Genomic DNA, 12,733 nt, shown 5'->3' with positions numbered 1-12,733 from the left:
AGATTTCCAGTTGTGTAAGTCTGTATCAGGGGGCTGAATTCTGATTTTTGGGTGAGAAATGTGGCTCCGCCTGATAAATCAGCCTCTTTTACTTGTTCCTTTACGGCAAACGGCCGACAATTTGCCAAAGCACTGGTAAAAATGGAGACGCCTATGACTACCCCCTGGTTTGTTGCAGCCGACTGGCTTGCCGAACATATCGATGACCCGGAAATACAAATCATTGACGCCCGTATGGCTCCCCCTGGACAAGAAGACCGTGATGTTGCGGGCGAATACCGTTCAGGGCATATTCCCGGGGCTGTTTTTTTCGATATCGAAGCGCTCTCCGACCATACCTCGCCATTGCCGCACATGATGCCGCGCCCGGAAGCTTTCGCCGTCGCGATGCGCGAACTGGGCGTCTTTCAGGATAAACATCTGGTGGTTTATGACGACGGCAACCTCTTCTCTGCACCGCGAGCGTGGTGGATGCTCCGCACCTTCGGGGTGGAAAATGTCTCTATTCTTGCCGGTGGTCTGGCAGGCTGGGAGCGTGAAGAACTGCCGTTGCAGGAAGGGGAAGCCGCCTGGTCTGAAGGGGAGTTTGAGGTTAAATTCACCCCAGAGGCCGTCGTGCGTCTAACCGATGTCCTGCTGGCCAGCCACGAAAAAACCGCCCAGATTGTCGATGCCCGCCCGGCCGCACGATTCAATGCTGAAGTCGACGAACCGCGTCCGGGCCTGAGACGTGGTCACGTTCCTGGCGCGCTAAACGTACCGTGGAGTGAACTGGTTCGTGATGGCGAGTTAAAAACGACCGACGAGCTGGATACTATTTTCTTCAGCCACGGGGTGAGTTTTGACAGACCGATCATCGCAAGTTGCGGTTCAGGCGTCACGGCGGCCGTTGTGGTTCTGGCACTGACGACGCTCGGCGTGCAGAACGTTGCACTGTATGACGGAGCATGGAGTGAATGGGGCGCTCGCGCCGATTTACCGGTAGAGCCTGCGTAATGTTTGCCATGCCGGATGGCGCTAAACGCTTATCCGGCCAACAGAATTGCACCTTACAGGCCTGATGAGCGCAGCGCCATCAGGCTTTTTCAGATAATCCGATTCTGTTTAAAATCGCGCAGGAACCCGCCCCAGCGACGCTCGTAGAACGGCGCAATGTGCTCAGTAATAAAGTGGCTGATCCCCTTCTCGCCTTTCACTACCTGGCAGATATCGATCGGTTCATCACCCAGTAACGTGTCGGTCGCTACGCTGCCCGCCGCCTGAATAATCTCCTCAATATCGCCATCCGCTTCGATACCAATCAGCAGGTTGGGCTGTGCCTCTGCGCTGTCTTTAATCGAACAGAGGAAGGCTCTTTTTACCGGTTTAATGGTTTTAAACAGCGTCGTTAGCGAATCAATCATCTGCGCGGGCGGTTCTGCCACTTCAGAGAGAATTAACGACTCTCCCCCTTCCAGTACCTCCTGGGTACTCAGCGGATTGCCTTCTTCGCCGATCAAATGGCTGATTTCACGCGGCATAAACTCTTTGCCCGTCGGCAGTTTGGCATTGAGAAAAAGCGTCTCGCCCAGCGTCATTTCAAATAAGGTACGCACTGGCATCACCACAAATGCCTGCTCCTCTTCCACAGCCTGCTGCAATGCTTCAAGCGAGGTGAAAAACGGGATTACCGTGGTGCCGTCTTCTTTTTCCCAGTGCTGCAAATCCAGCGCACTGTCTTCAACAATCGCTTCGCCTTCTGCAGCGGTGCCCGGAACCCAGACAGTAGACTCCAGTAAAGTACGGAAAAATGCCGGACGATGCGCGGGCTCGGTGGCCGCCTTCTCCAGCAGGGTTTCTAATTCATTTTTTGTTTCAGACATAGAGATCACAAATTATATATGGATTGTAGGCCTGATAAGACGCACTGCGTCGCCATCAGGCAAAATGCCGGGTGGCGCTTCGCTTACCCGGCCTACAAAAACACTTTTCAGGCAGTCAGTAGATTAGCAATCGTGCGGACACCCAGTCCTGTTGCCCCTGCGGACCACTGCTCTACAGGCGCCTTACGGTAGGTTGCGGAGCAGTCGATATGCAGCCAACCTTGCTGGTAGTTTTCCACAAAATGCGACAGGAACCCCGCCGCCGTACTCGCCCCTGCCGGGTACGCTGCACTGGCCGTATTGTTCAGTTCCGCAAAGTTTGACGGCAACTGGCTACGGTGGAACTCAGCCAGCGGCAAACGCCAGAACGGCTCGTTTTCTGCTGTCGCGCTCGCCAACAGGCGCCCCGCCAGTTGATCATCAAAGCTGAACAGCGCGTGATAATCATTACCCAGTGCCGTTTTCGCCGCCCCCGTGAGCGTCGCGGCATCAATGATCAGCTCCGGTTTTTGCGCGCAGGCATCAATCAGCCCGTCCGCCAGAACCAGACGCCCTTCTGCGTCGGTGTTCATGATTTCAACGTTTTTACCGTTGCGATAGCGAATAATATCGCCCAGTTTGAACGCATTGCCGCTGATCAGGTTATCTGCACAGCACAGGTAGAGCTTCACGCGTTTGTTCAGACCACGGGTGATAGCAAACGCCAGCGCGCCGGTCACCGTTGCCGCACCGCCCATATCGGACTTCATCGAGTCCATAAACGCGCTCTGTTTGATGCTGTAGCCACCAGAATCGAAAGTGATCCCTTTCCCCACCAGACAGGCATACACCGGAGCTTCTTTACTGCCCGTTGGATTGTAATCCAGCGCCAGCAGGACCGGCGGACGTTCGGAACCACGACCCACCGTATGCAGACCCATATAGTTCTGCTCGCGCAGATCTTCGCCTTTGGTAATGCGGTAAGAGACGTGGTCGCACGCCACGCTGCACAGCAGATCCACCGCACGCTGCGCCAGTTGCTCCGGCCCGAGCTCTTCCGCTGGCGCGTTAATGGTATCGCGCACCCAGTCGATAATGGTCAGACGGCTATTCAGCTCCTGACGCTGCGCGTCCTCCAGATCTGGCCACTCCACTTTACGGCTGCCTTTCGGCGCTTTGTAACCCTGCCAGAATGCCCAGCAGCGATCCGCATCCCAGCCTTCTCCGGTCAGCTCTACATGTTTGATACCCAGGCCGTCGATTTTACGCGCCGCACGCTGGATAACACCAAGGTCGTCTTTCCCATTGAGATGCAGGGTAATGCCTTCATTATTAATGCTGTATGTCGCTTTTTCTCCCCAGCGAGCGTCAGCAGGTTGCGTGGAAAGCGTAATTTTCATGGCTTCTGTCATTGTTATTTTCCTTATTCGCACATAATTCGCACATACAGAAAAACGGGCCACCCGTGGGCAGCCCGTTTACTTATTCAGCTTCGTCCAGCCAGATCAGCAGGATGGCTTCAAGAATTTTTTCGTTTGATGCCTGCGGGTCATCATCGAAATCTTCCAGCTCGCAGATCCATTGATGCAGGTCGGTGAAACGAACGGTTTTTGGGTCAAGGTCGGGGAAGGCATCATACAGCGCTTCGCCAATCTCGCGGCTATCAGTCCACTTCAGTCCCATACTACCCTCTGTTAATGCTCACGCGCATGGTTGATTGTGTAACGTGGGATTTCGACCACTAAATCTTCGTCAGTGACGCGCGCCTGGCAGCCTAAACGACTCTCAGGCTCCAGTCCCCAGGCCTTATCCAGCATGTCGTCTTCGTCTTCCGTGCTTTCGGCCAGGGAGTCGAAACCTTCACGCACGATGCAGTGGCAGGTGGTGCAGGCACAGGATTTTTCACAGGCGTGTTCAATCTCGATACCGTTACGCAGGGCAACATCGAGAATGGTTTCTCCGCGATCCGCTTCCAGAACTGCGCCATCGGGACAGAGATCCTGATGAGGCAGAATAACAATCTTTGGCATATTAAACCTCGTCCACGGATTGGCCTTTCAGCGCGCTACGGACCGACTGGTCCATACGGCGAGCGGCGAATTCCTGGGTTTGTTTGTCTACGTTTTTAATGGCTTGTTCAATGGCGTCAACATCATCGCCCTGTGCAACCTCGCTCAAGCGCGCGGCGGCATCGTCGATAACCTGACGCTCTGCGGCGCTGAGCAGCGCGGCATCCGCAATGAGCGCGCTGGTCAAGCTTTCCAGCACGCGTGCAGCTTCGACTTTTTGCTCTGCCAGCATACGGGCTTTTACATCCTGCTCGGCAAAGCTCATGGAGTCCTGGATCATGGAGGCGATTTCGCTGTCCGTCAGGCCGTACGAAGGCTTAACCTGAATAGACGACTCGACGCCAGTGGATTTCTCCATCGCGGTGACGCTCAGCAAACCGTCGGCATCGACCTGGAAAGTCACGCGAATATGCGCCCCACCCGCAGGCAGCGCCGGAATTCCTCGCAACGCGAAGCGTGCCAGCGAACGGCAATCCTGCACCAGTTCACGTTCACCCTGCATCACGTGGATAGACATGGCGGTCTGACCGTCTTTAAAGGTGGTGAAGTCCTGCGCACGCGCCACCGGAATCGTGGTGTTGCGAGGGATCACTTTTTCCACCAGGCCGCCCATGGTTTCAAGACCCAGCGACAGCGGGATCACATCCAGCAGCAGCATTTCGCTGTCCGGCTTGTTACCAACCAGAATATCGGCCTGGATTGCAGCGCCGATGGCGACCACTTTATCCGGGTCGATCGAGGTCAGCGGCGGACGACCAAAGAATTCGCCCACCCGTTCACGCACCAGCGGCACACGGGTGGAGCCTCCGACCATCACCACTTCCAGCACATCCTGCGCCTCAACACCGGCATCTTTCAATGCGCGACGACAGGCCAGCAGGGTACGCTTGACCAGTGCGGAAATGAGTTCGTTAAACTGTTCGCGGGTAATGTCACCCTGCCATCCCGCCACATCTACGGTGACGACATCGGCATCGCTGAGCGCGATTTTTGCCGCAATCGCCGCATCCAGCAGTTCGCGCTGTACGCGGTTATCGCTACGGTCGGCAACTCCGGCTTGTTCGCGAATGTAGTCCGCCAGCAGGTGGTCGAAGTCATCGCCGCCCAGCGCGGAATCACCACCGGTCGCCAGCACTTCGAACACACCGCGACTCAGACGTAAAATCGAAATATCAAACGTGCCACCGCCCAGGTCGTAAACCGCGATGACGTCCTCTTTACCCGAGTCCAGGCCGTAGGCAATCGCCGCCGCCGTGGGTTCGTTAAGCAGGCGCAGCACATGCAGGCCCGCCAGCCGCGCGGCGTCTTTGGTGCCCTGACGCTGTGCGTCATCGAAATACGCCGGAACCGTTATGACGACGCCGTCCAGTTCGCCTGACAGCGATTCGGTTGCCCGCGCCGCCAGCGCTTTCAGGATATCGGCAGAGACACGTATCGGATTCAACAATCCTGCCGCGGTCTCGATCATCGGCAGACCGTTTTCACTTGCCTGAAACTGATATGGCAGGTGCGGATAACGCGCACGAATGTCCGCCAGAGAACGGCCCATCATACGTTTAACCGAGCTGATGGTGTTGGCGGTATCCAGCGCGGCATTGGTGCGCGCGTCATAACCGACCGTGTGGCCCTGCTGCTGATAGTGAACCACAGACGGCAGCAGGTGACGGCCTTCGTGATCGGCCAGCGTTTCTGCTTGTCCGCTACGCACGGTCGCCACTAAAGAGTTGGTGGTGCCTAAGTCGATGCCAGCCGCCAGACGACGCTGGTGCGGCGCTGCACTCAGACCAGGCTCACTAATTTGTAATAAGGCCATATTCGCTTCCGAAAATTAAAAATCGAGCAGCTTTTCTTCGAGTTGTTCTGCTGAGCTTTGCAGTTTATCGAGAAAACGCAGTTTACGCACGGTGTCTGCCGCCCTATCCCACGTCTCACTGTCTAACTGTTCCACCATTAGTTGACGGCGGGTCTCAAACATCGTTTTCACACGCTTGATAAAACCTTCCAGCCGCACTTCGTCCTTCGTCTGTTCAATCTCATCAAGCTCTTCACGCAGTTCGAGCTGTTCCATCAGGAACGCGGTATCGCGCACGGTGTGCTGCTCGCTTGAAAGATCGAAACCGTGCAGTGACAACAGGTATTCGGCGCGCATCAAAGGATGGCGCAACGTTTGCCATGCCTGGTTAATGTTGGCGGAGTGTTGTACTGCAGCGAGTTGCTCCGCCTGCGTGCCGCTGGCGAATTTATCAGGATGATACTGACGTTGAAGATCCTGAAAACGAAGGCTCAGCGCCTGAGTATCGAGTTGATATTGCGCCGGCAAGCCAAAGAGGGTGAAGTAGTCCATAACATTCTCAGGGCAGCGATTCTCTTTCACAGAGAGTCAGGTAAAACAAACCCCACGCGCAGGCGACCACGGTGGGGTTATCGGTAAGCGCGTTACACGTGGAAGCTTTCGCCGCATCCACACTCGTCTTTTACGTTCGGGTTAGTGAATTTAAACCCTTCGTTCAGACCTTCTTTTACGAAGTCCAGTTGCGTACCGTCCAGAAATTGCAGGCTCTTGCCGTCGACCACTACTTTTACGCCTTTGTCTTCAAACACGGTGTCTTCAGCCGCCGGTTCATCGACAAATTCCAGTACATAAGCCATACCCGAGCAGCCAGAGGTTCTCACGCCCAGACGCAGACCAAACCCTTTACCACGGTTGGCCAGGAAGGTATTGACTCGCGCTGCTGCACTGTCGCTAAGTGTAATCGACATAACAAAACCTCAACTCTTTTTATTTTGCTTCACGTTTGCTTTTGTAGTCCGCAATGGCGGCTTTAATTGCGTCTTCTGCCAGGATAGAACAGTGAATTTTCACTGGCGGCAGTTCAAGCTCGTCGGCGATGTCTGTATTTTTAATTGCCTGTGCTTCGTCCAGCGATTTCCCTTTTACCCATTCGGTGACCAGGGAGCTGGAGGCAATGGCGGAACCACAGCCGTAAGTCTTGAAACGCGCGTCTTCAATGATACCTTCATTGTTGACTTTAATCTGCAACTTCATTACGTCGCCACAGGCTGGTGCACCCACCATACCGCTGCCCACGTTCTCGTCGCTGTTGTCAAAAGAACCCACGTTACGTGGATTCTCGTAATGATCGATTACTTTTTCGCTGTAAGCCATGATGAATTCCCCTTATCGGTACCGATTAATGATGTGACCATTCGATGCTGTTCAGATCCACGCCCTGCTTGAACATGTCCCACAGCGGAGAAAGTTCACGCAGACGACCAATGGATTTGCGAACCAGATCGATGGTGTAATCAATTTCTTCTTCGGTAGTAAAACGACCTAAAGAGAAACGGATAGAGCTATGTGCCAACTCGTCGGTCATCCCCAGCGCACGCAGCACATAGGATGGCTCGAGGCTTGCAGAGGTACATGCGGAACCGGAAGAGACAGCCAGATCTTTCAGCGCCATAATCAGCGATTCGCCTTCAACATAGTTGAAGCTGACGTTAAGAATGTTCGGCGCGCCTTGCTCGAGATCACCGTTCAGGTAAACCTCTTCCATATCTTTCACGCCTTCCCACAGACGGTTACGCAGACCGCGCAGACGCGCCATCTCGGTTTCCATCTCTTCTTTCGCGATGCGATAGGCTTCACCCATGCCGACAATCTGGTGTACAGGCAGCGTACCGGAACGCATACCGCGCTCGTGACCGCCGCCGTGCATCTGTGCTTCGATGCGGATACGCGGTTTACGACGCACGTACAGCGCGCCGATGCCTTTCGGGCCATAGATTTTGTGGCCGGAGAAGGACATCAGATCCACTTTCAGCTGGCTCAGATCGATAGGCAGTTTGCCCACGCTCTGGGTGGCGTCTACGTGGTAGATGATGCCGCGCGCACGGCACATTTCGCCGATCGTCGCGATATCCTGTACCACGCCGATTTCGTTGTTCACGTGCATAATAGAAACGAGGATGGTGTCATCACGCATCGCCGCTTCCAGTTCTTTCAGGTCGATAATACCGTTGCTCTGCGGCGCCAGGTAGGTCACTTCAAACCCTTCGCGCTCCAGCTGACGGCAGGTATCCAGCACGGCTTTATGTTCGGTTTTGCTGGTGATGATGTGCTTGCCTTTTTTCTGATAAAAGTTGGCTGCACCTTTGATCGCCAGGTTGTCGGATTCGGTTGCACCGGAGGTGAAAACAATTTCACGCGGGTCGGCACCTACCAGGTCAGCAATCTGATTACGGGCGATATCGACCGCCTCTTCAGCATGCCAGCCAAAACGGTGTGAACGGGAAGCTGGGTTACCAAAGTTTCCGTCCAGAGTCAGACACTGCATCATTTTCTCGGCAACACGCGGATCCACCGGCGTGGTTGCGGAGTAATCGAGATAAATCGGTAATTTCATTGCTCTTAAACTCCGTACATCACTCAATGCAAGGAGTCAGGCAACCGGCTGGATGTACGACCGCGTTAACGGGGTGCGGAACACCCCGGCCTGACTCTGAATTCTTTATAATTATTTGCCCTAAATAGTTCGTGTTGCAGCAAGGCGGCAAACTTGAGAGTCCCAGGAGCTTACATCAAGTAAGTGACTGGGGCGAGCAAGTGCGGCCAACGCAGTTGCAGCACGAAATATGACGGGCAAATTAGGCGCGCAACTTCACGTCAATTGCGTCTTGTGCGCGAGCACTGCGCGGGGTGTCATGGGTGTGCTGGCGACCAGACACATCCAGAACTTCCTGGTTATTCACCAGTTCGCCCAGAGTAATATTGTTGAGAAAACCGGTCAGACGGTCACTCAAATCACGCCACAGCGCATGCGTCAGGCATTTATCGCCGCCCTGACAACCGCCTTTGCCCTGGCAACGGGTCGCATCAACCGACTCGTCAACAGCGCTGATCACTTCACCTACTGCGATGCTGCCTGCATCTTTGCCCAGCAGATAACCACCGCCAGGTCCACGTACGCTGGAAACCAGACCGTTTTTCCGCAAACGCGAAAACAGCTGTTCCAAATAAGAAAGGGAGATTCCCTGACGTTCAGAAATATCAGCCAACGGTACCGGGCCCGCTTCAGAGTTGAGCGCAACGTCCAACATTGCGGTCACGGCATAGCGCCCTTTAGATGTCAGTCTCATGTCTTACTTAACCTCAAACTCGCCCCTGCCCGGGGTTTTTATTGTAAAATGGGGGTATTGCATAGCAGGGCCAAGTCTGACATTCCTGACTAAATTGGTCAACTATTTACTTGACTGATTTAGTCAGGTATTTAACCTTCAGTGCCATTTTCTGCAACCGGATAGCGCTACGCTTACCCGGCCTGTTGCTCGCACTTACTTTCCTTTACTCTGCTGCTCAATCGACGCCAGAATTCCGCGCAGAATATTTAATTCCTGACTTTCCGGACGCGCGCGGGTAAACAGACGGCGCAATTTGTTCATCACCTGCCCCGGATGGCCTTCACGAATAAAGCCAGTTGAAAGCAGCGTTTGCTCCAGGTGGCCATAAAAACGTTCCAGATCGTCCACCAGCGGATACGGCGTCTCTTCGTACTCCTCCGCATCGCCGGATTCCTGCGTGGCCAGCCAGGCCATACGCACTTCATAGGCAATCACCTGAACCGCCATGGCGAGGTTAAGCGAGCTGTACTCCGGGTTCGCCGCAATCGCGACATGATAATGACACTTTTGCAGTTCGTCATTGGTCAGGCCAACACGTTCACGCCCAAAAACCAACGCAACAGGCGAATTGGCTGCCTCTGAGACACTTTTTAAGCCGCATTCACGCGGGTCAAGCATCGGCCACGGCAGTGTACGAGAACGCGCACTGGTGCCTACGACCAGGCTGCATCCCGCCAGCGCTTCATCCAGCGTGTCAACGATTTGCGCATTGCCGATCACGTCGCTGGCGCCAGCTGCCAGGGCGATGGCCTGGGAATCCGGTTTTACCAACGGGTTCACCAGCCACAGATTGGTTAACCCCATGGTTTTCATTGCGCGGGCAACAGAGCCCATGTTGCCCGTGTGGGAGGTTTCCACCAGTACAATTCGAATATTTTGCAGCATTGTCTTTCTTCAGCTAAAGATTATTCGGCCATATTATCATAAATCGAAGACATATTCCGATCTCGCTGCTATACTCTGCGCCGTTTTCCCGTTCTTTAACATCCAGTGAGAGAGACCGATGCATCCGATGCTGACCATCGCCGTGCGCGCAGCGCGCAAGGCGGGTAATGTAATTGCCAAACACTACGAAACTCCAGACTCTGTAGAAACCAGCCAGAAAGGCAGCAATGATTTCGTGACTAACGTCGATAAAGCCGCCGAAGCGATTATTATCGAAACGATCCGTAAATCTTACCCTCAGCACACCATCATCACCGAAGAAAGCGGTGAACATGTTGGTGAAGATTTGGATGTTCAATGGGTTATCGATCCACTGGATGGCACCACTAACTTCGTAAAACGCCTGCCGCACTTCGCGGTATCCATCGCAGTACGCATTAAAGGCCGTACTGAAGTCGCCGTTGTTTACGATCCAATGCGTAACGAACTGTTCACCGCCACTCGCGGTCAGGGCGCACAGCTGAACGGCTACCGTCTGCGCGGCAGCACCGCTCGCGATCTGGATGGCACCATTATCGCCACCGGCTTCCCGTTCAAAGCCAAACAGCACGCCCCTTCTTATATGAAGATTCTCGGCAAAATGTATACCGAATGCGCCGACTTCCGTCGCACCGGTTCCGCTGCGCTGGATCTGGCCTATGTCGCCGCCGCTCGCGTTGACGGTTACTTCGAAATCGGCCTCAAGCCGTGGGATTTTGCCGCAGGTGAACTGATTGCCCGTGAAGCAGGCGCGCTGGTGTGCGACTTTACCGGCGGTCATAACTATATGACGACCGGTAACATCGTTGCAGGCAACCCACGCGTCGTTAAAGCGATGCTGGCGAACATGCGTGACGAACTGAGCGATGCGCTGAAGCGCTAATCTGTTGTTGTGCCGGAGACGTCTTATCCGGCCATCAATGCATACCGTTCACGTAAGCCGGATAAGGCGTCAGCCACTATCCGGCTTTTTTAAAACGGTCGTAATCCCCTTCCCACCGGCACCGCACTCACCCACATCACCACGGCAGCAACAATGAGCACCGCGCCACCGGCTAATGCCAGCGTTGTCCAACCAATCTGCCGCCATAATACCGGCGTTCTGTTACCGCTCAGCTTGACCGCCAGCGTTCGAAAACTGTGCACCAGCAAGGCCAGAGAGGTTATCGTTAATGAGGTACCTGCCGCCATCGCCAGCGCCGACGCCATTCCCCAACTAAAGACGCCAATCACTTTACTGAACAACAGCACCATGATCGCGCCGGAACAAGGGCGCATCCCCATCGACAGAATAATCATCAGCCGGGCGCGCCAGTCATCCCCGCTCTGCATCTGTTCAGGATTGGGCAAATGCTGATGTCCGCAGCCACAGTTTTCATGATGCTCATGATGCGGTGAGAAGGCGGTAAATTTCGGTCGACGCATCAGCATGCGTAATTTTTTCAACGCCCGCCAGCACAGCAAAATACCCAGCACGCCAACCAACGCATAACTCCCTTTCTCCAGCCAAAAACTGCTCATATGCAGTTGTCGCGCGGGCAGTTGCAGTACCGTTAGCACCACAACCACCAGCCCAATCGCCACCAGTCCCTGTAATAAGGAAGAGGCCAGCGTCAGGCCGATACTGGATTTCAGCTTTGAGGGATGTGTCGCCAGCCAGGTGGTGATCACCACTTTTCCATGCCCCGGCCCCAGCGCATGCAGCACGCCATAGGTAAAACTAAACAACAACAGCGACCCACCTGCCTGTGTCGGGTTCTCCACCACCGCTTTCAGCAAACCGCTTATCTGCTGGTTCACTTCTCGTTGCCAGAGAATGCTTTTCACCATGACCTGCGGCCAGTTCTGCCACAAGCAATATCCGCCGCCGATGGCCAGTAATACGAAGAGCGCCAGCGGCCACAATGCCCACCAACGTCTCGGGCGACGACGTGATGAGTACATTACTGACATGTCAGCGTCACCTTCTGTGCAAACTGTTGGCCCAAATTCATATCCTCTGGCGGGGCATCTTCTTTATCGAGCGACTGGGCAAAGCTCAGCGTCTCTTCATTGGGCGTCGGCGTGTGCATCACCATCTGGCACTGCTTGTTCAACGTCTGCGGCAGTGTCGCATCGCTGTCTTTGTCGTAGCTCATATCCACGTAGTAGCTGGGGTCGAACGTGGAAATGAGATAGGTCTGTCCGGTAAGCGGTTGCGGCTGGGCCAGAGGCAAAACGAACGTCAGCACCGCCTGGTGTTCCTCACGCTCCATACCGTATTCCGTCGGGCGATTTTTAAACTTCACCTTTTGTCCGCGATGCCAGACCTCGGTGAAGTAGTGCTGCCCAAGTACGTTGGCCATCACTTCCGCCGCCAGCTTTTTCCAGATTTCATCACCGGGTTTCGCATTGCCCGCGTCATAAAGCAGATCGGCCGAGGTGATTTCATCCATCGTCCAGCGCATTTTCAACGCCACAAACTGGTTATTTTCACTAACGATCTCTGTTTGCAGCCGAATAAAGCTGTGGGGATGCGCTCCGGCTCCAAACGACAGGACCGCGAGAAACAACGTTACGGCAATACATTTAACGCGTTGCATGAGCTCTCCACGAGAAAAATCCAGACCGCCACGGAAATGACGTCGTTGGCGAAAGTGCGGTGAGGATATCATTGAACGAAAAAATGTTGAGCACCGTTTTCCGGTCTCGATTCAGTTCTCAATTCTGAAACTTTCT

Annotated in this window: 15 protein-coding genes; 2 read left to right on the top strand and 13 right to left on the bottom strand. The window is 54.5% G+C overall.

Annotation, left to right across the window (positions count from 1 at the left end; genetic code table 11):
- Positions 1 to 153 precede the first annotated feature (153 nt).
- Positions 154 to 996 (top strand): 3-mercaptopyruvate sulfurtransferase, encoded by an 843-nt coding sequence (gene sseA / locus AC07UY_RS11380; protein ID WP_494661018.1) that lies wholly within the window; start codon positions 154 to 156, stop codon positions 994 to 996.
- Between the two features lie 89 nt (positions 997 to 1,085).
- Here the strand turns inward: sseA and sseB are convergent, their stop codons facing one another.
- The 11 genes from sseB to trmJ form a co-directional block, all read right to left on the bottom strand.
- On the bottom strand, positions 1,086 to 1,862 hold the full coding sequence (gene sseB, locus AC07UY_RS11375; RefSeq protein ID WP_494661019.1) for an enhanced serine sensitivity protein SseB: 777 nt from the start codon (positions 1,860 to 1,862) through the stop codon (positions 1,086 to 1,088).
- Between the two features lie 107 nt (positions 1,863 to 1,969).
- Positions 1,970 to 3,253 carry an aminopeptidase PepB gene (gene pepB / locus AC07UY_RS11370; RefSeq protein ID WP_494661020.1) on the bottom strand — a complete coding sequence of 428 codons (1,284 nt, stop codon included), beginning with the start codon at positions 3,251 to 3,253 and terminating at the stop codon, positions 1,970 to 1,972.
- A gap of 70 nt (positions 3,254 to 3,323) precedes the next feature.
- The gene (gene iscX, locus AC07UY_RS11365; RefSeq protein WP_162379114.1) at positions 3,324 to 3,524 is read right to left on the bottom strand and encodes a Fe-S cluster assembly protein IscX; all 201 of its coding nucleotides are present in this window, start codon (positions 3,522 to 3,524) and stop codon (positions 3,324 to 3,326) included.
- Positions 3,525 to 3,535: 11 nt separating this feature from the next.
- Positions 3,536 to 3,871 carry an ISC system 2Fe-2S type ferredoxin gene (fdx, locus tag AC07UY_RS11360; RefSeq protein ID WP_276294335.1) on the bottom strand — a complete coding sequence of 112 codons (336 nt, stop codon included), beginning with the start codon at positions 3,869 to 3,871 and terminating at the stop codon, positions 3,536 to 3,538.
- Position 3,872: 1 nt separating this feature from the next.
- Positions 3,873 to 5,723 carry a Fe-S protein assembly chaperone HscA gene (hscA, locus tag AC07UY_RS11355; RefSeq protein WP_494701222.1) on the bottom strand — a complete coding sequence of 617 codons (1,851 nt, stop codon included), beginning with the start codon at positions 5,721 to 5,723 and terminating at the stop codon, positions 3,873 to 3,875.
- A 15-nt stretch (positions 5,724 to 5,738) separates the two neighbouring features.
- Complete coding sequence (gene hscB, locus AC07UY_RS11350) at positions 5,739 to 6,254, bottom strand: co-chaperone HscB (RefSeq protein WP_494661023.1); 516 nt, start codon at positions 6,252 to 6,254, stop codon at positions 5,739 to 5,741.
- 92 nt (positions 6,255 to 6,346) lie between these two features.
- Positions 6,347 to 6,670 (bottom strand): iron-sulfur cluster assembly protein IscA, encoded by a 324-nt coding sequence (gene iscA, locus AC07UY_RS11345; protein WP_003037681.1) that lies wholly within the window; start codon positions 6,668 to 6,670, stop codon positions 6,347 to 6,349.
- A gap of 19 nt (positions 6,671 to 6,689) precedes the next feature.
- Positions 6,690 to 7,076, bottom strand: coding sequence for a Fe-S cluster assembly scaffold IscU (gene iscU, locus AC07UY_RS11340; protein ID WP_002913991.1), 387 nt, complete (start codon positions 7,074 to 7,076; stop codon positions 6,690 to 6,692).
- 25 nt (positions 7,077 to 7,101) lie between these two features.
- A complete protein-coding gene (gene iscS / locus AC07UY_RS11335) occupies positions 7,102 to 8,316 on the bottom strand; it encodes a cysteine desulfurase (protein WP_203360408.1) in 1,215 nt (404 codons plus the stop codon).
- Positions 8,317 to 8,557: 241 nt separating this feature from the next.
- Positions 8,558 to 9,049 carry a Fe-S cluster assembly transcriptional regulator IscR gene (gene iscR / locus AC07UY_RS11330; protein ID WP_494661024.1) on the bottom strand — a complete coding sequence of 164 codons (492 nt, stop codon included), beginning with the start codon at positions 9,047 to 9,049 and terminating at the stop codon, positions 8,558 to 8,560.
- 195 nt (positions 9,050 to 9,244) lie between these two features.
- Entirely contained in the window at positions 9,245 to 9,976 is a 732-nt protein-coding gene (gene trmJ / locus AC07UY_RS11325; protein WP_494661025.1) for a tRNA (cytosine(32)/uridine(32)-2'-O)-methyltransferase TrmJ, read from the bottom strand.
- A 118-nt stretch (positions 9,977 to 10,094) separates the two neighbouring features.
- Between trmJ and suhB the strand changes: the two genes are divergently transcribed.
- Positions 10,095 to 10,898 (top strand): inositol-1-monophosphatase, encoded by an 804-nt coding sequence (gene suhB, locus AC07UY_RS11320; RefSeq protein ID WP_203360406.1) that lies wholly within the window; start codon positions 10,095 to 10,097, stop codon positions 10,896 to 10,898.
- A gap of 89 nt (positions 10,899 to 10,987) precedes the next feature.
- On the opposite strand, the gene AC07UY_RS11315 is transcribed toward suhB, so the two are convergent.
- Together AC07UY_RS11315 and AC07UY_RS11310 are read right to left on the bottom strand one after the other, a co-directional pair.
- Positions 10,988 to 11,968, bottom strand: a complete 981-nt coding sequence (locus AC07UY_RS11315; protein WP_494661026.1) for a nickel/cobalt transporter — start codon at positions 11,966 to 11,968, stop codon at positions 10,988 to 10,990.
- Entirely contained in the window at positions 11,959 to 12,597 is a 639-nt protein-coding gene (locus tag AC07UY_RS11310; protein ID WP_494701223.1) for a DUF1007 family protein, read from the bottom strand. Before AC07UY_RS11310 ends, AC07UY_RS11315 begins: the two co-directional genes overlap by 10 nt.
- Between the last annotated feature and the right edge of the window lie 136 nt (positions 12,598 to 12,733).

This window comes from Citrobacter sp. GW821-FHT02E08 (genome assembly GCF_059421685.1).
This window is presented reverse-complemented; position numbering and strand designations above follow the sequence as displayed.